Consider the following 20233-nt stretch of genomic DNA (forward strand, 5'->3'; position numbering starts at 1 on the left):
GCTCAAGCAGCCAATTTATGAGGGGACTCCGTTATTAATCCAATATTAATAGCACCCGCCTTCTGTAATAAAACCATGGCGCCTACCACTTTCCCATAGTTGACGTTCCTATCTCCCTTAACAAAAACTTGACGCACTTGATTTTTTTGCTGAGCTAATTCTAATTGTTGCCTGACTTCTTGGCTAAGTTGTACCTCATCAAGCGCTACTTCAGGATGCACGCTGGTATTTAAATAAAAATGACCTTCACCATCGACTGAAACAATGATAGGTTCTTGTGATTGTGAGATTGTCTGAGCTTGTGCTTTGGGCAAATTAACTTTGATGCCCTGAGACAATAAAGGCGTTGTTACCATAAAAATAACCAGCAATACCAACATGACATCAATATAGGGGACCACATTAATCTCTGAGAGTGGACCTTTATGGCGTTGATGCCGAGATTTATTATGAAACATGATGACTACCATGAATCTGTCTATGGAGAATATTTGAGAACTCTTCTTGGAAAGTATGGTACTGATGGAGTAAATGCTGAATTTGACTGGCATAGCGGTTATAAAAAATAACCGCTGGAATCGCCACAAATAAACCCATGGCTGTCGCAATTAAGGCTTCAGAAATACCGGGTGCAACCATGGCAATTGTTGACGCTTGTTGCGAAGCCGATAACGCTTGAAAGGAGGTCATAATCCCCCATACCGTTCCAAATAATCCGATATAAGGGCTGGTAGAACCTAAGGTTGCTAAAAAATCGAGATGCTTTTCTAAGCGTTGGTGTTGCTGCGCGTAAGCAATACGCATGGCACGCTGAACTCCTTCCATAATGATGACCGGTTTATCGCCTACTTGTTTGTGTAAGCGCACAAATTCACGAAAGCCCGCATGAAAGATATGTGCCAAGCCTTCGTGTTCATCGGCGACGCGACTTAACTCAGTATAAAGTTTACTCAAGTCCAAACCTGACCAAAATTTTTCTTCAAATTCAGCCAGCACCGTTTTTGTGCGTCGTAGAAAAAAACCCCGATGTAGAATAATTGACCATGATAAAATTGATGCTAAAAGCAGCAATAGCATCACCAATTTTACAACAAAGCTTGCTTGTAAAAAGTAACTCCAGAAAGTTGGATCAGCGATTGGCATTCATATCCCCTTTATTTATGCATCAATTATTATAATAACAGCAACCATCGTCATGGCGAGCGAACGTTAGTGAGCGTGGCCAGCCAACACTTTTTTCTTGGATTGCCGCGCGCTTACAGCGCTCGCAATGACGTCGTATCTCACTTAATCTTATCAGAAAAATCAAAAAGAGGTTGTTTATCGGCATTCAGATGCGCAGGAAAAGAAAGACCGAAGTGCAAATAGGTCTGTTTAGTAGCAATGCGACCCCGTGATGTACGCATCATAAAGCCTTGTTGAATTAAATACGGTTCAATCACTTCTTCGATCGTATCGCGCTCCTCACCAATAGCTGCCGCTAAACTATCTAAACCAACCGGACCACCATCGAATTTTTCGATAAGACTGAGTAATAATTTACGATCCTGTTGATCAAAACCTTGCCGATCAACCTCCAACAAATCTAATGCTTGGGCCGCCAGTGACCCATCAATATGCCCATCGGCTTTCACTTCTGCAAAATCCCTAACCCGTCGCAATAAACGGTTAGCAATACGCGGCGTACCCCTAGCACGCTTAGCAATTTCCATCGCACCGCTGGGATCAATTTTTACGTTCAAAATACGAGCAGAACGGATCACAATACGACTTAAATCTTCCACATTATAAAATTCAAGTCGCTGCACAATACCAAAACGATCACGCAACGGAGAGGTCAATAACCCCGCACGCGTTGTCGCGCCAATTAAAGTAAATGGTGGTAAATCTAATTTAATAGAGCGCGCCGCCGGACCCTCGCCTATCATGATATCTAATTGGTAGTCTTCTAAGGCGGGATATAATATTTCTTCAATAACCGGACTTAAACGATGTATTTCATCAATAAATAAAACTTCTCGGCCTTCTAGGTGTGTCAGCAATGCTGCTAAATCGCCCGCCTTTTCTAAAATAGGACCCGAGGTTTGTTTCAGCGATACGTTCATTTCATTGGCAATAATATGTGCCAAGGTTGTTTTCCCCAATCCCGGCGGCCCCACGATGAGTACATGATCCAGTGCTTCATTGCGTGCGCGTGCGGCCTGAATAAAAAGGCTCATTTGCTCAGAAACAGAAGACTGTCCTAAATAATCAGCCAGCGTTAACGGACGTATACGTGGCATCAGCTTATCGTCTTCAGATAATTTTTTAGCACTAATCAGTCGATCAGATAACAACATAGCGTCAAGGTATATTAAGAATAACTATGCTTAGTATATACCCATTTCGCTTAAAGAGTTGGTATCTCCAATTCAAATGACTTCTTTATTGCGTTATTAAATAGTAGCGCCTCTTCTAAAGCTTGCCGCTTCAGCATATAGAAATTTTCACTCTGCTGTATAGGCATTTAGGCTTCAACAGGATGGATTAAATCGTCGATTAAGCGGGTTTGAAGGTCTTATCTTGGCTTTCTTCAGAGGTACTCGATAAAGACCTGTCACTTAGGCTTTCCGCGGTAGATAATTTGAACTTTTTACTTGCCATACCTAATGGCGAAGCTTCACGTTTTCTCATATGTTTTTTCAAAGTTTTTATTTCGTTTAAAAAATTAGGAAAGCGTTTTAAAGTGTCATCATTAATGGACGCTAATACTTTTGTATTGCTAAAAATCTTGTAGCATATTAAAGCATCATAAAGAGAATACTTGCTATCGCCTATCTTTTCATCTTTTATTAATTGTAATTCTTGCTGAAGGCTATCCCATTCATTTGCTAGATAGTCCTCCAAAGAAGAAACAGACTGAAGCAGAGCTTTAGGCTTTAATAATCGTGGATTTTCTAATAAAATAATCTTAAAAATTTTAACAATTTCATCTATAGAAGCAGCACTACGTTTTGACAATTTAACTTTTATAAGCTCATCTATTAAAGGATAAAAACCAGTTTTTGCCGCATATTGCAGTGCTGTCATCCCATTTTCATCCTCTATTAAATAGTCCGCCCCATGAACTAAGAGCATTTTATTAGCTATTTCACTTTTATAGTACAAAACATTAAGATGGAGAAGAGTACAGCCTTTTTTATCGGGTATATTAATATTAGCGCCTACCTCGATGAGCCTCTTTAATAAATCATTATCTTCTGTGTCGTTTTCTAATACATTATGGATGACGGCATCACCCCGTTCACTAAGGGTATCAACCACCGCATCAGCGCCTGCATCTAAAAGCATATCGACTATTTCAATATCACCCGTGCAATACAGGTAATTGAAGCACAGTGTGTCCGGTATCAGTAACTACTTTAACATCAGCGGCATTTTCTAAAAAAAGCTTAACTAATCCCGTAAAAAAACTAGTGCTCGCTTCATGAAGCGGCGTTATACCGGATTTGTCTTTTAGATTAACGTCTGCCCCATATTTTAATAATAAGTCAGCCAAAATTTCTCGATTGGATATATTTTCACAAAACTCCCCTTTTGAAAGATAATGCAATGCAGATTTTCCATTGTCATCTAGTAGCCAGTTTGCAACATCATTATGTTGGTATTTTTTTAAAAACTCCTCAATCGTCGCAGCATTTCCTTCAATAATAGATTTTTTAAATTTTTTAATCTCTTCTTCCATTTATACTTCTCCATAATATTTATGATCGGAATAATTATACGTGTTTTTATAAAAAAATCATGCTGTAAACATTAATATTACTTTTTAGGTAAGGATTAAACGGTAGATAATAAATGGAAATAGTAGGTTTAACGCTTAGCTTAGTGCGTATCCATATTTTTTAATGCGCTACGAATCAACATTTCAACCGATGAATGATCCGCTTTAATTTTTAATACGGCACGATTGGCTTCTTGAGGTTTATAACCTAAGGCAATCAACGCAGAAATAGCGTCTTGTTGATACTGACGCGACATATCTGTTTTATCACCCATCGTCGCAATAGACTTCTGTGATTCATTATTAACCAGCGCACTTAATCGATCACGCATTTCAATCACTAAACGTTCGGCGGTTTTTCTGCCAATCCCAGGCACACGTTGTAACGTCGCAATATCTTGCTGTTCTACACACGCAATTAATTCAGACGATTCAATTTTAGATAAAATACCTAAGGCTACTTTAGGACCCACATTGTTTACTTTTAAAAGCTGGGAAAATAAAGCACGTTCTTGTGCATCACTAAAGCCATATAAATAATGCCCGTCTTCACGAACGATAAATTGCGTATAAAGCATCACTTCTTGACCCAATTCCGGTAACTGGTAAAAAGTATGCATCGACGCTTGTACTTCATACGTAAATGCATTCGCCATTTCTAATAGCAAAAAAGGCGGTTGTTTTTCAATTAACTTGCCACGTAATCGATTAATCATCGTAACCTTCCTCGTCTAAATCGTTTCTGTAATCCCATTTCTTGCGCAAGTGCTGTTTGTAGCGGTTTTGATTGTGCATGACAGACGGCAATGGCAAGCGCATCCGCCGCATCCGCTTGAGGAGAATCGCTTAAATTAAGCAACAAGCGCACCATGTGTTGTACTTGCTGTTTATTCGCCGCACCATAGCCTACAACGGATTGTTTAACTTGTCGCGCCGAATATTCACTGACAGAAAGCTCGGATACCGCCGCAGCAACAATGGCAGCCCCTCGGGCTTGACCTAATTTAAGTGCGGCATTGGGATTGATGTGAAAAAAAACTTGTTCAATGGCAACATCGGTCGGTTTATATTCGTTTAATATAATTTGTAAACCATCGAATATTTTCTTTAAACGTTCTGAGAAAGGGTTATTTCCTAACTTGATACAACCACTATCAAGATAAGTGAGTTTGGATTCGGTACTTTGGATAACCCCATACCCGGTAATACAAGAACCCGGATCGATACCCAAAATAATCGCCATAATAAATTTGCCATTGTTATCATTGCGAGCGCGAAGCACGCGGCAATCCAGCTAGGGATACCTAGATTGCTTCGTGCCTACGGCACTCGCAATGACGGATGGCCACGCTCATTACATTCGCTCGCCATGACGGTTTCTGATTATTCCTGATTAGAATAAACCATTTGTACGTCGTCTAAATCTTCTAACATCGATGTTAAACGTTCCATTTTCTCCGCATCGTCGCCCGACAATGCCACATGCGTTGCCGCCAACCAAGTGACTTCACTATTAACCGGCATTAATTTTTTTTCTTCAAATAATGCTTTTAATTGTGGCAGCAATGTTTCTGAGCTAAACACATCAATACTTTTATCGGGATACGTCACCACGTCGTCCGCGCCCGCCTCTAATGCTAGCTCTAAAATCTTTTCTTCTTCAGCACCCGGCTCAAACGTAATAACGCCTTTTTTATTAAATAAATAAGCAACAGAACCGCTAGTACCCAAATTACCACCGCATTTTGTAAACGCGTGTCGTACTTCAGCAACGGTTCGATTTCGATTATCCGTTAATACATCCACGAGAACGGCCACACCTTTTGGCCCGTATCCTTCATAACGTATTTCTTCCATTTGCGCGCCTTCTAAGCCACCGGCACCTTTTTTAGTCGCACGCTCAATCGTATCCTTGCTCATATTCGCCGATAAGGCTTTATCGACAGCTAAACGTAAACGAGGATTTTTACTCAGCTCCCCGCCACCCATTCGCGCCGCGACCGTAATTTCACGAATCAATTTGGTAAATAATTTACCGCGCTTAGCATCTTGTGCATTTTTTCGATGCTGAATATTTGCCCATTTACTGTGTCCAGCCATACCACTTCTCTTTGTTTACGGATATTAATTTTAGCTTAAATACACATGCCCCTATCATAACTCAGTCGTTCAGGCTATAGCAAAAAACTATTTGCGGAAAGATTTTTTATTTATATAATAGTTCGTGTATTAAGCGAAACATCTATACATGTTAACCGCGTAGTGATAATTATAAAAAATCTATGATACAAAGCAGAATAGGGACTTATCCATGCGAAAAAGAAGAATTAGTGAAGTAAGTAAATCTCCATGTGATGCCTACATTCATCCATATTATAACGAAGTGAACCATGGCCGTAATAAACTTAAAATAAAAGCTTACAATGTCCGTGAATTGCAGGCTATTCCTTTAGTTGCATTAGAAAGCAAATTGTATGAGGAAGAAGATTTTGTTATACGCCCCATAACAAATGGTAGAGAAACAGTACTAGTGAAAGCAGGAAAACTTTTAATCGAATATTGCCCGGGAGGAAAAGAATCTTTTGCGCTGAAAATAATGTTGATTGATAGAAAAAATAGGCAACTACGTTATTTTTTAAATATAGAGAGACCACGAGGATTTAGGGGATTGCCCTTTGAACGTATAATACCTATACACTTATCTTCATTTTATAGCTCGCGCACAGTAGGCGTCAAAAACCCCCTACTTATTAAGGAAGAATTTTTCCTAGCTTACGAGCTAAATTTGCTACTAGAAAAGCTTATGTTAGGTGAAGATCTTAGCCAACAAGATAAGATGGAAGCAAGAGTACTCCAGCGCAGGCTGTTTTCGGGGCTTACCCAAGAACAAGAAAATACGGATGGAGTGTTGCGCCGTGCTGAAGAACGAGAAGAGCGAACAGAACAAGAACGATACGAACAAATTATAGATAATATTGAGGAACAAAACCGAAACCAAAGAATAAAAGCTGCGGTTCCAGATAAACGTGATTTCGATTACTTTCATGCTCATCCTGAAACTAAACCCATTAGCCTTTTCGAAATCTCTGCTAAGCTTCTCTGTATTGCATATGCAGAATTAAGTCTTTCTGTAAAAGAAGTCCGCGATGTTTTGTGTGAGTATCTAGAAGCAACGGGTAAAAAAGCAACTTATTTTAATCAAGCATCTATTAAGGACACCATTCTTAAAACCCCTATGGACCAGGGTCGAGTAACGATTTTCGGGTTTATTGGTGAAGCATACACTTTATTTGATGAGGCCATCAAGATGCTAGGGTGTTCTGCCGATCACTCTGAAACAGACTCCTGTTCAAGCCAGCAAAAATTACCGTCTACTGCTTCTTTCTTTCCCCAAACGAGTTCAAGTACTGATCGAACAGAAGCAACAATGAGACAAAAAGATTATTGTGAAAACAATATGGCGTCGAGAAATCAACCGTAAAAAGGAGGCCGTCTTTCCAGGATGAATGTGGATGGTGGTGCTCCTGAGACACCGGACGTAAATCGCCTTGGCTCATAAAAAAGCCGAAACAACCCTGTTTCGGCTTTTTTCAATCCTACTTAATCAATCGAATCCGTACAAAAAATTCGTTGATACTGGATTGCCGACACTAACGACATAAAAGGCAATAACCAAATCAAACCAACCCCTAATGTTACAAGACCTATGCCTAAAAATAAAAAACTAGTCGCTAACAATAAAGCTATATTTTTAAACACATGCTGGTTAATTGACTTAAAAGCAACCGTAAAACTTTCTTTAAGCGACATTTTTTTATCTAAAATCAATAACATGCTCATCGTAATAAGCATGGCGATATAGGTAAATAAAATAATAAATACAATAAATTGTATTCCCATGCCAAGAGCAAAGGCATTTTCTAAACCGGGCGCATTAAACTTGTTTAAAATCAGTTTCCCACTCGAAACTAAAAGAAAATTCAATAAATAAAAACTCACCGCAATGATCGTTAACGGTTTCCAGGCTTTACGGAATTCAAAAACCATCGTTGAAGTAATAGATTGACGACGAAGATGTTGTAACGCTAAAAAAACCAGCGACATACTTAATAATAAACGTAATACTTCAAAAAAACCGCCAGCAATAAACCCACCTATCGCCCCTGCCTTATACAAGTGCAACACCGAGCAAACCGCCAAGAAAAATTGAAATAACACATAAATACCCACTAGGGTAAGAAAAAGTAAGGCAAACCCACCCCAAAAAGATTTTTTCATGCCTTTTATTCGATGCCAGGCTTCAGAAAAAATAGCACGGATAGGAATGGAATACTGACCTGTTGTTGCTTTGACTAAATTAGGTGGTAACGATTGTGACATAAGCAAACCCTCTATTTTTTTCGAACTTGAATCGATAATTCATTCAATTGTGCAAGACTCACCGCACTGGGCGCTTCTGTTAAAGGACAGCGGGCCGCCTGCGTTTTCGGAAATAAAATCACATCGCGAATAGAAGATGCACCGGTCATTAACATGACTAAGCGATCCAAACCAAACGCAATACCGCCATGAGGAGGACAACCGTATTTTAGCGCCTCCAATAAAAATCCAAATTTGTCTTTTTGTTCTTGTTCGCTAATCGCTAATAAATCAAAAACAGCGGCTTGTACATGAGAATCATGGATACGAATGGATCCCCCTCCAATCTCACAGCCATTAAGTACCATATCATAAGCACGAGAAAGACAGGTGGCACTTTTCGCTTGTAGTTCATCCACATCAGCTACTTGAGGCGCTGTAAAAGGATGGTGCAATGCTTGTAAACGCTGTTCTTTTTCGTCGAATTCAAATAAAGGAAAATCGACGACCCATAACGGCGCAAAACCGGCTTTCACTAATTTAAAATCATGTCCGCATTTAACACGCAACGCACCTAATGAATCACTCACGATTTTGGATTTGCCAGCACCAAAGAAAATAATATCGCCGGTTTGAGCATCAACTCTTTCTAAAATAGCCGTCACCACCGCTTCAGGAATAAATTTAAGTATCGGTGATTGCAGCCCTTCCAAGCCTTTATTCCGATCAATTACTTTAATATACGCCAAGCCTTTGGCGCCAAAAATACTCACGTACTGCGTGTATTCGTCAATCGTTTTTCTCGTTAAATCAACAGCATTCGGAATACGCAGTGCAACAACCCGACCTTGTGGATCTGCAGCGGGATCAGCAAAAACCTTAAATTCAATCCCTTGAACTAAATCAGCGATATCAATTAATTCTAAAGAAATACGTAAATCAGGTTTATCACTACCATAACGTTGCATCGCTTCCTGATAGCTCATGCGCGGAAAAGGATGCGGCAATGAAACCTGTAGAATTTCTTTAAACAACGAAGAAATGAGATTTTCAGTTAAATCCTGAATGGTTTTCTCATCACAAAACGAGAGTTCCATATCAAGCTGGGTAAATTCAGGTTGCCGATCCGCTCTCAAGTCTTCATCACGAAAACAACGCACAACTTGATAATAACGATCAAATCCCGACATCATCAATAATTGTTTAAATAATTGTGGGGATTGAGGTAAAGCATAAAATGAACCGGGATGAACGCGGCTAGGCACTAAATAATCACGCGCGCCTTCCGGTGTGGCTTTGGTTAAAATAGGTGTTTCCAATTCTAAGAAGTTTTTTTCTTCCAAAAAGCGACGAATAAAGCTAACCACTTTGGTACGTAAAATAAACCGTGCTTGCATATCCGGCCGGCGTAAGTCCAGATAACGATACTTCAGCGCCACCTCTTCACTCACTGGAGTATAACTATCGATAGCAAAAGGCAATGCCAATGAAGTATTTAAAATAGTTAGCTTTGCCACCTGAAGCTCTACTTTACCGGATTTCAGCTGCTTATTTTCCGTACCCACAGGACGCAAGCTGACCTGACCTTCCACCGCAATCACATATTCATTACGTAAGCTTTCAGCTTGTTTAAAAAGTTCAGTTTGTTCAGGGTTAAAGACCAATTGTAAAAGTCCGCTACGGTCACGTAAATCAACAAAAATAATACCGCCGTGGTCACGCCTATAGTGAACCCACCCCCGTACTTGAACGGTTTTTTGCAGGAGTTCCTCGCCTAATTGGCTACAATAATGTGTTCTTTGCGTCATAATTTTTAACTCTTGTAACTATTCATCGGTTTTATCCGATTTTTTTATAGGTGATTTTTCAGTTTTTTTAGATTCCGTCGCCAACGCTTTGTTAGGCGCTTCTTCTGCAATCTTTTTCTTGGTTGAAGTAGCCTCTTTATTTCCCTGGCTTTCTGTATTCGGCTTCGCTTGGTTTTTAAAATCAGTCACATACCAACCACTGCCCTTTAAATGGAAGGCCGGCGCAGAAATGAGTTTTTTAAGCGTTGGCTCTCCGCACACCGGGCAATGAATCAATGCCTCCTCTTTAAAGGTCTGAATGGTATCAAAATGGTGGCCACAAGCAGTACATTGATACTCGTAAATAGGCATAGTGGTTCCTTAACTCCTCTCTTTATAATTAGTTAGTATAGTCGCATTGTACTCGAAGCGGCGGATACCGCCTCTCAAATATCCATCCCGCTTCATATATACGCTTCGCACTTGAATTTTCGGTGCTGTCTTGGAAAATCCCCCATTACTGTGAGTATATGAGCGTATAAACAAAAAACGGAAATAACGCCTAATTCTTTAGGCTGCCATCAGCTGGCGGGTATTTTAATCGAGTGCGTAATATTCCGCCAGCTTTGTATATACCGCTTAAAAATCTCCATCGCGATAAGAAAGCACTTGAAAATGCTTCTCGCATTTTCAAGTGTAATGGGTATATATAGGGCAGAGGGAAAGACATATTGGGCTGCCTTTGGGGTCTACTTAAGCCACTAACAAACATTTAATAGCGTGGTCTAAGGCCATCACTTTTTTATAACTGCTGACACGATTTTTCAAAATAGGCTGTTTAAAAAAATACAGGAGGATACCCTGCGGCCAATGCCGGTGTTGCGATAAAATGGCTTCTTCTTGCTGAATAACGCGCCGAACATGCGCTAGCTGTGCCCCTGAGAAAAATGTTCCATTAGCTTTACAGGCTTGAACAATGTTCATCAAAGCAAGCGATTTCTTTTTAGCAAGATCACGTCCAATCCATTTTTTATTTAAACACTGGCTATATTTTTCTATTTCCGTCACGCATTGCTGCACGCCAGAATCAGACAAGGCTTCCTTACTAATAAGGCTGTTTTTCTGCCTAGAAAAATTGATTCCTTTATCTATCAAGGCTTTAAGGATATCTTCATAATCAATTTTATTCTGCTCTGACAAAGAAATTGATACAGCCAGTGTAAATGCCGTCTCGCCATTTTTTGTTTCAATATTAGGATTCGCCCCTTTATCCAACAAAAGCTGAACCCTATAAAAATCACCACTTTTTACAGCATGATGAAGTAAAGTAGCCCCATCCACTGCTTGCGTATTGACATCTACCAACTCTTCTTCTAACAAAACCTCAACACTTTCCCAATCACCTATTTCTGCCATAAAAAAGGGCATAGCGGCGCTAAGCTTTAACCCTGATCCTTGGTTATAGAGGTAATAAAAGCTGGTTTCTAGAAGAAATTCATGACTATGCTGAAACCCCATATCTTGTTTTATTTTGTGTGCTATATCAGCAAACTTATCTTTAGCAAAAGAAGCAGAAAGCGTAGAGTCACCACAATTTTCAATGAACCAACAAGCCTGATCCGCATGGTATATCAATATTAAGGGGTAAGCGCTGGTATTCAAATTCAAATGCGGCATTAAATGGATAGCCAAGCGATCCCTTTCGGAACAATTTTGCAATTTTTTAAGATAGGCTTCCAGCGCATTATCATCGTAAAGCACAATAAATCAATCAATTTTCTTAATGCCGTCTTCTGTTTTAATGAGCTGATGTTGTGCAGTAATTTCAGTGTTAGAATTTTCTGAAATATTAACCGCATCCCCATAGGGTAAATAACGTGATGGTTGAGCTTCTTTACTTTGCGCTGCCACAGACGCCAAGAAAGAAAATATATCTTGGCAAGCCTTTGAATAAACTTTATAAAGGGTAATTTCTGCGGCAGGCTCCCCTAGCAAAATGACGGCGTAATCGTACAATAAATTAAATCGATGCCGACCGCCTTCATTTTCAATATGTTCTGCTTCACTCGCAAGCTTCGTGCATCCATTAAGTGCTTGAAGCAACGTTTGAAACTGCTCAAGAAACGCTTTGTTACTGATAGTCCTTATGCGTTCCTTATACCGTAAAAAAGCCTCATCACCTAAAAGAAAGGCCTCTAAAGCCTGTTTAGCTAAGCTATAAGCAATCCCATGCTCATTATAGCTAAGCCTCAAAAAATTCATCAACTCAATCATGATAACGGGAACACCCCTGAGAGCTTAAAATAGAAGGTATCGATCATAACCAAAAAAACTTAAAGCAAAATTAATACGCCTCGTATAAATAAAGTTAGCAAAAAATAAAATCTATTTTTTTATCATGATTGGATTTACAATAAGGACCATTATTTTGATAACCATACCCTAATATAAGACCGTACCTATCTCATCAACCTAGGCGAATCAACTATGCGCTGTAGCCAGCTCTACTTTCCTACTCTCAAAGAAACGCCTGCAGATGCAGAAGTCATCAGCCATCAACTGATGTTGCGAGCCGGCATGATCCGAAAATTAGCCTCCGGTATTTACACCTGGTTACCATTAGGATTGCGTGTTGTGCGTAAAGTTGAAGCTATTGTTCGCCAAGAAATGAATCGCATTGGCGCACAAGAAATCCTCATGCCTAACCTACAACCTGCTGAACTATGGGAAGAGTCCCAACGTTGGCAAGCGTATGGACCTGAATTGTTACGTATTACGGATCGCCATAAGCGTCTTTTTTGTTTTGGACCCACCCATGAAGAAGTTATCACCGCCTTGCTACGCCATGAAGTACGTAGCTATAAACAATTACCGCTAACTTTTTACCAAATTCAAACCAAATTTCGTGATGAAATACGGCCTCGTTTTGGCGTGATGCGTGCCAGAGAATTTCTCATGAAAGATGCTTATTCTTTTCACCGCGATAAAGACTCCTTAACCAAAACTTACCAAGCCATGTACGAAGCTTACACACGAATTTTCACTTCCTTAGGATTAAAATTCCGTGCCGTATTAGCCGATACCGGCAATATCGGCGGCAGCCAATCTCAGGAATTTCAGGTATTAGCCGCAACAGGTGAAGATAAAATATTTTATAGTGACAGCAGTGACTATGCCGCTAATGCCGAATTAGCGACCAGCTTGGTTTCTTTAGACCAACGTCCGGCACCCTCGGCCAAGATGGAAAAAGTAGAAACACCCGGACAAAAAACCATTGCTGCACTCAGTGATTATCTTAAGGTTGAAGCGAAAGACTGTATAAAATTATTGATTGTCAAAGGTAAAGAACAACCTTTAATTGCATTGGTACTACGCGGCGATCATGAACTAAACCCCACTAAATTAGCCAAGCTACCTGAGATTTTATATCCCCTACAATTGGCTGAAGAAACTGAAATTAAGCAATTAGTCGGTGCACCTGTGGGTTATATAGGCCCTATCGGTTTATCTATTCCGTTAATCGTCGATCAATCCGCAGCTGTGATGGCTAATTTTATTTGTGGCGCAAATGAAAAAGATATGCATTTTAAACATGTTAATTGGCAACGAGATTGTCCGCTGCCTAAAGTAGCTGATTTACGTGAAGTCGTCGTAGGTGATTTAAGTCCAGATGGAAAAGGACATTTAAAAATGGATCGGGGTATTGAGGTAGGACATATTTTCCAACTTGGTAACAAATATAGTCTTGCTATGAATGCCCGCACCACACTTGAAGATGGTACATCGAAACACTTAGAAATGGGTTGCTATGGTATAGGCGTATCGCGAATCGTTGGTGCGGCGATTGAACAAAACCATGATGATCGCGGTATTCTCTGGCCCATCAATATGGCACCTTTCCAAGTTTCTATTATTCCTATTGGCTATCACCGCTCCGAATCCGTTAAACAATGCGCTGATTTACTCTATAAACAATTGAGCGAACAACACATTGAAGTCTTGTTAGATGATCGCAATGAAAGACCTGGCGCATTATTTGCCGATATGGATTTAATAGGTATTCCGCATCGATTAGTGATTAAAGAAAGCGAGTTACAAAATGGTTTAATTAAATATAAAAACCGAAAAGAAGAGGCCGAAAAAGCGATTCCAATGGATGAGATTTCAGCTTTTCTACAACAAGCCTTAAAAGAACATACTCACAATAGAAGCGTATAAAATGGCTCATTACTGGTTAATGAAATCCGAACCTACTAGTTTTAGCATTGATGATCTTGAAAAAAGGCCTCAACAAATAGAACCGTGGGATGGTGTGCGCAACTACCAGGCACGTAATTTTTTACAAGCCATGCAAGTCAACGATCTGGCTTTTTTTTATCATTCCAGTTGTCCAAACCCTGGCATCGTCGGCATTATAAAAATAGTAAAACCAGCTTATACCGATAAAACGGCCTTTGATCCATCTCATCATCATTATGATCCCAAAAGCAAAGCTGACAAACCACAGTGGGTTTGCGTGGATGTAAAATTTACCGAAAAATTTACGGCAACACTTCGCTTAGACACCTTAAAAAAACAACCGTCTCTCACATCGATGTGTTTGCTACAAAAAGGTAATCGCCTTTCTGTAATGCCTATTACGACAGAAGAATGGAACACAATCATACAGCTTGTGTCAGCGCAGTGCCGTTGAAAAAACTATTAAAACCATCGATAATTATCTGGATACTGGCGTTCGCTAGGACGACGCCCTTAAATTAAGGAAAAAAACGATGTCTATCATGGATTGGCCCCAGACAGAACGTCCCCGTGAAAAATTATTAGCTCAAGGAGCCGCGGCATTATCCGATGCTGAACTATTGGCGGTATTACTTCGTACCGGTGCCCGAGGAAAAACAGCCCTTGATATTAGCCGCGATTTAATCAGTCGATTTGGAACTTTACGCCAAGTGATTGCTGCCAGCCTGGATGAATTCTCAACAACCCTCGGTTTGGGTTTCGCCAAGTATGTCCAAATACAGGCGGCAAAAGAGCTAGCAACTCGCTGCCTCAGGGAAAATATAGAGCGTACCGATGCCATGAATAACCCCCAAGATGTACAACGTTATTTGAGCTCGAAACTTCGCTCCTACCCCTATGAAGTCTTTAGCTGTCTATTTCTAGATAATCGGCACCGCTTTATAACGTTCAAAGAACTTTTTCATGGCAGCATCAATGAGGCCGCTGTCTATCCTCGTGAGCTGGTCCGGCAGGTCTACCAAACCAATGCCGCCGCAGTCATCTTAGCCCACAACCATCCCTCTGGAATAGCCGAGCCTAGCGAAGCCGACAAGCGAATTACCCAAGAAATAAAGTCCATCTTGTCAGCCATTGATGTACGTTTGCTGGATCATATCATTATCGGTGAGGGGCAAATAACCTCCTTTGCCAGACTAGGTTTGCTGTAAAGATTTTGACAGTTTGGTGTATTTTTGGTATAAAACCCTCCTAATTTCGTGTATGTTCAGTTAATAAATTTTATACATCTATTGGAGGCTAATGTGGCCAGGGTCTGTCAAATAACGGGTAAAAACCCCATGGTGGGACATAATGTCTCGCACTCAAATCGAAAAACCAAGCGCCGTTTCTTACCCAACCTGCAAACACATCGTCTCTGGATGGCTGCTGAAAAACGTTTTGTAAAGTTACGGGTGAGCGCCCATGGCTTGCGTATTATCGAAAAGAAAGGCATTGAAAAAATCGTTTCTGAGCTACGTGCTCGCGGCGAAAAAATTTAAGTAATACGGAGCAATTATTATGCGTGATAAAGTAAAATTAAAATCAACGGCCAGTGCTTATTATTATACGACCGATAAAAATAAGAAGACAAAGCCCGAAAAGTTAAAGTTTAGAAAGTATGATCCCATCACACGTAAACATGAACTTTTCGAAGAAGCTAAAATCAAGTAATTGCGAGTGTTGACGCTGCAATCCGTCACACACTGCTCTACTACAACGCACGCTTTATGCGGGCTTTTGTTTTTATTTTATAGATTTATACCTTGCCATCTCTGTTCATATCATAATATCTCTGTTCATATCATAATAGAGGAAAGCACCATGATAAAGCAGAAAAACCTATTTGAACTATTTTTCAAGATCAGTGAACGCGGTAGTAATATCCGACAAGAGCTCGTCGCAGGACTCACCACCTTTCTAGCGATGATTTATTCCGTGATTGTGATACCGGGCATGCTGAAACAAGCTGGGTTTTCACCCGAAACCGCCTTTGTTGCAACCTGCTTGGTAGCTGGATTTGGTTCTCTGCTGATGGGGTTGTGGGCTAATTTACCGCTAGCTATTGGCTGTGCTGTTTCCCTCACTGCATTTACCACCTTTAGTATTGTGTTAACGCAACATATTAGTATTCCGGTCGCGTTAGGCGCTGTATTTCTGATGGGGATATTATTTACCCTTATTTCTATTACCGGTATTCGTGCTTGGATTTTGCGTAATTTACCCATGGGCGTCGCGCGCGGTACAGGGATTGGTATTGGCTTATTTTTATTATTAATTGCGGCTAACAACGTCGGTTTAGTCATTAAAAATCCGCTACAAGGCTTGCCTATCACATTAGGTGCCTTTACCTCATTTCCAGCGATCATGTCATTACTGGGACTCGCGGTCATCTTTGGGCTTGAAAAAAGACGTTTCCCTGGTGGGATTTTATTAGTCATCATTGCTATTTCGCTCATTGGCTTAATTTTCGATCCGCATGTTAAATATCAGGGGCTCTTTGCACTACCTCATCTTCACGATACAAAAGGTCACTCGCTATTCTTCAATTTGGACATTATGGGTGCCCTGCATCCTGCCATACTACCTAGTGTCTTAGCCCTGGTCATGACCGCCATATTCGATGCTACGGGGACCATTCGTGCCGTTGCCAGCCAAGCTAACTTACTACGCGAAGACAATCAGATTCACAATGAAGCTAAAGCTTTAACCTCAGATTCCATCAGCAGTATTTTCGCCAGTCTAGTCGGTGCATCACCCGCCGCTGTTTATATTGAATCGGCCGCTGGAACAGCCACCGGTGGAAAAACAGGTTTGACCGCTACCGTGGTAGGTGTCTTATTTCTATTAACCTTATTTATTTCACCACTATCCTATTTAGTACCTGCCTATGCGACAGCACCTGCATTAATGTATGTTGGATTATTGATGTTAAGTAATGTTTCTCAACTTAATTTTACTGATTTTATAGATGCAGTATCTGGATTGTTATGTGCGGTCTTTATCGTATTAACCTGTAATATTGTGACAGGCATTATGCTTGGCTTTAGTGCTTTAGTGATACGGCGAATATGTACCGGTGAATGGCGCAAACTAAATGTAGGCACCGTCCTGATTGCCATTGCATTAGTTATATTCTATGCCGGCGGTTGGGCGCTTTAATTGGCTGTTTTTCTTTTTCACGGTGAGAAAGAGGCTTCATCCATGCATCGTTTCAATACAATATCTATTTGGAAACAGTTATCCTCATTCATTTTCCGGACGCATTAATGGAAATAAAATTACATCGCGAATGGATAATGAATCGGTAAACAACATGGCTAAACGATCGATACCAATGCCCTCCCCGGCGGTAGGCGGTAACCCATATTCCAAGGCGATGATATAATCTTTATCATAAGTCATCGCTTCATGATCACCTTTTTCTTTCGCTAAACTTTGTTCTTTAAAACGTGCCGCTTGATCCTCCGGATCATTTAATTCGGAAAAGCCATTCGCTAACTCACGGCCAGCAATATACAATTCAAATCGATCGGCTATCTCAGGGTTTTTATCACAGCGCCGCGCGAGTGGTGACACAGCAATCGGATATTCCGTAATAAAAGTAGGCTCTAGTAAATTTTGCTCGACGGTTTCTTCAAAGATTGCAAATTGTAATTTCCCAATCGAATCACTGGCAATAATGTCTGCATTGATTTTAAGCTTTTCTGCTATTTTTTTTAAAGAAGAAAGTTCTGTAAAATCCTTCATACTATAGTGTGTATTAAATTCAAGAATAGCATCTAACACGCTCAGCCGTCTAAACGGTTTCGCTAAATCATAGGTTTTTTCTTGATAGCTTAATAATGGACTGCCTAAAATATCTTCCGCTAATTGACGTAACATCGCCTCTGTTAAATCCATCAGATCATGGTAATCCGCATAAGCTTGATAAAATTCAAGCATGGTAAATTCTGGATTATGTCGCGTTGAAAGTCCTTCATTACGGAAATTACGATTAATTTCATAAACCTTTTCAATACCACCTACGACCAAACGCTTTAAATGTAATTCAGGCGCAACACGCAGAAATAATTCCATATCTAAGGCATTGTGATGCGTAGTAAAGGGTCTAGCCAACGCACCGCCTGGCAAGAGATGCATCATCGGCGTTTCAACTTCGATATAACCTTCTTTATTTAAAAATTGACGAATCCCCTGAATTAATTGCGAACGAATTTGAAAGGTTTTTCGTGTTTCTTCATTGCTAATTAAATCTAAATAACGTTGTCTATAACGCTGCTCTTTGTCTGAATCAGATAAGCCATGAAATTTATCCGGCAATGGCCTTAAGGATTTGCAAAGTAAAGTTAATTTTTCTACGTTAATAGATAATTGATTGGTTTTTGTTTTGAATAAAATACCTTCTATACCAATAATATCGCCTAAATCTAATTTTTTAGTCATTTCCCATAATTCGGGAGATAATTTCTTTTTATCCAGATACACTTGGATTTTTCCCGACATATCTTGAATATCTAAAAATGAAGAACGATGCCGTATCAGTCTTCCAGCAATCGTGACCGATTTATTTTTCTGTAGCAGTGATTCTGCTGCTTCTTGATCATATTGCGCTAATAAATCAGCAGCTAAACTATCGCGACGAAAATCATTCGGATACGCATGACCTGTATCACGCCATTCACCTAGCTTTGCTCTACGCTGCGCAAATAAATCATCACTACTTGTATTCGTTAAAATTTCTTGTTTCATTTTTTCAGTTTTTCCAAATTAATATTATATAGCTTTTAGCATAAAGATACCTACACAGAATCGTCGCCCTGGCGAAAGCCAGGGTCCATAGGCTAGTTTTTATGGATCATGCGGTCAAGGCTGCAGGACGACGGATCTGCACATAACGTAAAGCAATAAAAGGGTTGTCTAAACCTATGTGTTTAAGCTATAAACCGGCTTTTAAACTCGCTATCAAAAACAAATTAATATTGCCATTTAAAACTGACTGCGTATTTCCTGTTTCAACGCCGGTACGAAGATCCTTCACACGTGCATCATCTAATACATAACTACGTATTTGGCTTCCCCAACCAATATCCCGTTTCAGCGATTCTTGTGACTGTTTTTCCTCGGCACGTTTTCTCTGCTCTAATTCGTATAATTTAGCACGTAATTGCTTCATCGCCTGATCACGGTTTTTATGCTGTGAACGATCGCTTTGCGATTGTACAACCACCCCACTGGGAATATGCGTGATGCGCACCGCCGAATCCGTACGATTCACGTGCTGCCCCCCCGCACCACTGGCTCTATAGGTATCGATACGTAAATCCGCTGGATTGATTTGAATATCAATGGTGTCATCCACTTCAGGCGAAATAAAAACCGCTGCAAAAGAGGTATGACGACGTTTATTCGCATCAAACGGCGAAAGACGCACTAAACGATGTACGCCTGTTTCGGTACGTAACCAACCGTAAGCATATTCGCCTTCAAATCTAACCGTCGCACTTTTTATTCCCGCGACTTCCCCGGGTGATACTTCCATCAAATCCACTTTAAATTTATGCTGTTCACCCCAACGCAGATACATACGCAATAACATTTCTGCCCAATCTTGCGCCTCAGTACCACCTGAGCCTGATTGTATTTCTAAATACGCTGAATAGCTATCTAAGGGGCGTGGAAACATTCGCCGGAACTCTAATTTTTCTAGCCTAGATTCAACTTCTTTCAAATCTTGAGTGATAGACGCCAACAGATCAGGATCTTCTTCGCTGATGGCTAATTCAAGCAAGCCGCTTACATCAACTAAGGATTGCTCTAAATACTGAAAAGTATCCACCAATTGCTGCAGCTGAGCACGTTCCTTACCTAAAATTTGTGCCTTTTCGGGATTATTCCAAACAGTGGGATTTTGTAATTCCTGTTCTAACTCTTGGAGTTGTTCAAGCTTGGTAGGATAGTCAAAGGTACCTCCGTAATTCGACACTTCGACTTTCTAAGTCTTTAATTTTTTGAGTAATAGGGGCTGTTTCAAACATACTAATCTCGT

General features: G+C 40.3%; 22 protein-coding genes. 7 read left to right on the forward strand and 15 right to left on the reverse strand.

Going from position 1 to position 20233, the window contains the following annotated elements:
* Positions 1 to 2: 2 nt before the first annotated feature.
* The 8 genes from tolR to DMP02_RS03875 all read right to left on the reverse strand — a co-directional run bounded on the left by tolR (position 3) and on the right by DMP02_RS03875 (position 5863).
* Positions 3 to 458 (reverse strand): protein TolR, encoded by a 456-nt coding sequence (gene tolR, locus DMP02_RS03840; RefSeq protein WP_126322756.1) that lies wholly within the window; start codon positions 456 to 458, stop codon positions 3 to 5.
* Positions 448 to 1143 carry a protein TolQ gene (tolQ, locus tag DMP02_RS03845; protein ID WP_126322757.1) on the reverse strand — a complete coding sequence of 232 codons (696 nt, stop codon included), beginning with the start codon at positions 1141 to 1143 and terminating at the stop codon, positions 448 to 450. The genes tolR and tolQ overlap by 11 nt, the downstream gene beginning before the upstream one ends.
* Before the next feature lie 140 nt (positions 1144 to 1283).
* Positions 1284 to 2339 (reverse strand): Holliday junction branch migration DNA helicase RuvB, encoded by a 1056-nt coding sequence (gene ruvB / locus DMP02_RS03850; protein ID WP_126322758.1) that lies wholly within the window; start codon positions 2337 to 2339, stop codon positions 1284 to 1286.
* Positions 2340 to 2538: 199 nt separating this feature from the next.
* Positions 2539 to 3330, reverse strand: a complete 792-nt coding sequence (locus tag DMP02_RS03855) for an ankyrin repeat domain-containing protein (RefSeq protein ID WP_126322759.1) — start codon at positions 3328 to 3330, stop codon at positions 2539 to 2541.
* A gap of 16 nt (positions 3331 to 3346) precedes the next feature.
* Complete coding sequence (locus DMP02_RS03860) at positions 3347 to 3724, reverse strand: ankyrin repeat domain-containing protein (RefSeq protein ID WP_126322760.1); 378 nt, start codon at positions 3722 to 3724, stop codon at positions 3347 to 3349.
* A gap of 140 nt (positions 3725 to 3864) precedes the next feature.
* Positions 3865 to 4479, reverse strand: coding sequence for a Holliday junction branch migration protein RuvA (ruvA, locus tag DMP02_RS03865; protein WP_126322761.1), 615 nt, complete (start codon positions 4477 to 4479; stop codon positions 3865 to 3867).
* Positions 4476 to 5006 (reverse strand): crossover junction endodeoxyribonuclease RuvC, encoded by a 531-nt coding sequence (gene ruvC / locus DMP02_RS03870; protein ID WP_126322762.1) that lies wholly within the window; start codon positions 5004 to 5006, stop codon positions 4476 to 4478. Before ruvC ends, ruvA begins: the two co-directional genes overlap by 4 nt.
* A 140-nt stretch (positions 5007 to 5146) precedes the next feature.
* Positions 5147 to 5863 (reverse strand): YebC/PmpR family DNA-binding transcriptional regulator, encoded by a 717-nt coding sequence (locus DMP02_RS03875; RefSeq protein WP_126322763.1) that lies wholly within the window; start codon positions 5861 to 5863, stop codon positions 5147 to 5149.
* A 211-nt stretch (positions 5864 to 6074) separates the two neighbouring features.
* On the opposite strand from DMP02_RS03875, the gene DMP02_RS03880 reads away from it, so the two are divergent.
* Positions 6075 to 7244 (forward strand): hypothetical protein, encoded by a 1170-nt coding sequence (locus DMP02_RS03880; RefSeq protein WP_126322764.1) that lies wholly within the window; start codon positions 6075 to 6077, stop codon positions 7242 to 7244.
* A gap of 119 nt (positions 7245 to 7363) precedes the next feature.
* Here the strand turns inward: DMP02_RS03880 and DMP02_RS03885 are convergent, their stop codons facing one another.
* From DMP02_RS03885 to DMP02_RS03905, 5 genes are all read right to left on the reverse strand, one after another.
* Entirely contained in the window at positions 7364 to 8143 is a 780-nt protein-coding gene (locus DMP02_RS03885) for a hypothetical protein (protein ID WP_126322765.1), read from the reverse strand.
* Positions 8144 to 8154: 11 nt separating this feature from the next.
* Positions 8155 to 9930 (reverse strand): aspartate--tRNA ligase, encoded by a 1776-nt coding sequence (gene aspS, locus DMP02_RS03890; protein ID WP_126322766.1) that lies wholly within the window; start codon positions 9928 to 9930, stop codon positions 8155 to 8157.
* Between the two features lie 18 nt (positions 9931 to 9948).
* Positions 9949 to 10281 carry an FmdB family zinc ribbon protein gene (locus DMP02_RS03895; protein ID WP_126322767.1) on the reverse strand — a complete coding sequence of 111 codons (333 nt, stop codon included), beginning with the start codon at positions 10279 to 10281 and terminating at the stop codon, positions 9949 to 9951.
* Positions 10282 to 10662: 381 nt separating this feature from the next.
* Complete coding sequence (locus DMP02_RS03900; protein WP_126322768.1) at positions 10663 to 11670, reverse strand: ankyrin repeat domain-containing protein; 1008 nt, start codon at positions 11668 to 11670, stop codon at positions 10663 to 10665.
* A gap of 6 nt (positions 11671 to 11676) precedes the next feature.
* Positions 11677 to 12171, reverse strand: a complete 495-nt coding sequence (locus DMP02_RS03905) for a hypothetical protein (RefSeq protein ID WP_172593975.1) — start codon at positions 12169 to 12171, stop codon at positions 11677 to 11679.
* A gap of 225 nt (positions 12172 to 12396) precedes the next feature.
* On the opposite strand from DMP02_RS03905, the gene DMP02_RS03910 reads away from it, so the two are divergent.
* The 6 genes from DMP02_RS03910 (at position 12397) to DMP02_RS03935 (ending at position 17346) form a co-directional block, all read left to right on the forward strand.
* Positions 12397 to 14127, forward strand: a complete 1731-nt coding sequence (locus DMP02_RS03910) for a proline--tRNA ligase (RefSeq protein ID WP_126322770.1) — start codon at positions 12397 to 12399, stop codon at positions 14125 to 14127.
* Between the two features lies 1 nt (position 14128).
* The gene (locus DMP02_RS03915) at positions 14129 to 14602 is read left to right on the forward strand and encodes an EVE domain-containing protein (protein WP_126322771.1); all 474 of its coding nucleotides are present in this window, start codon (positions 14129 to 14131) and stop codon (positions 14600 to 14602) included.
* 88 nt (positions 14603 to 14690) lie between these two features.
* Positions 14691 to 15356: a RadC family protein gene (gene radC, locus DMP02_RS03920; protein ID WP_232019613.1), complete on the forward strand. Its 666-nt coding sequence runs from the start codon at positions 14691 to 14693 to the stop codon at positions 15354 to 15356.
* Between the two features lie 93 nt (positions 15357 to 15449).
* Positions 15450 to 15686: a 50S ribosomal protein L28 gene (gene rpmB, locus DMP02_RS03925; RefSeq protein WP_126322773.1), complete on the forward strand. Its 237-nt coding sequence runs from the start codon at positions 15450 to 15452 to the stop codon at positions 15684 to 15686.
* Between the two features lie 19 nt (positions 15687 to 15705).
* The gene (gene rpmG / locus DMP02_RS03930) at positions 15706 to 15858 is read left to right on the forward strand and encodes a 50S ribosomal protein L33 (RefSeq protein ID WP_126322774.1); all 153 of its coding nucleotides are present in this window, start codon (positions 15706 to 15708) and stop codon (positions 15856 to 15858) included.
* 150 nt (positions 15859 to 16008) lie between these two features.
* Complete coding sequence (locus DMP02_RS03935) at positions 16009 to 17346, forward strand: NCS2 family permease (protein WP_126322775.1); 1338 nt, start codon at positions 16009 to 16011, stop codon at positions 17344 to 17346.
* An 84-nt stretch (positions 17347 to 17430) separates the two neighbouring features.
* On the opposite strand, the gene lysS is transcribed toward DMP02_RS03935, so the two are convergent.
* On the reverse strand, positions 17431 to 18936 hold the full coding sequence (lysS, locus tag DMP02_RS03940; RefSeq protein ID WP_126322776.1) for a lysine--tRNA ligase: 1506 nt from the start codon (positions 18934 to 18936) through the stop codon (positions 17431 to 17433).
* Positions 18937 to 19123: 187 nt separating this feature from the next.
* Positions 19124 to 20222 (reverse strand): peptide chain release factor 2 gene (gene prfB / locus DMP02_RS03945; protein WP_126322777.1). Its coding sequence is split into 2 segments (ribosomal slippage): positions 19124 to 20146 and positions 20148 to 20222, totalling 1098 coding nucleotides; the frame shifts between segments, so codons are not numbered across the junction.
* Between the last annotated feature and the right edge of the window lie 11 nt (positions 20223 to 20233).

The organism is Candidatus Rickettsiella viridis (assembly GCF_003966755.1).
GTDB classification, from domain to species: Bacteria; Pseudomonadota; Gammaproteobacteria; order Diplorickettsiales; family Diplorickettsiaceae; genus Rickettsiella_B; species Rickettsiella_B viridis.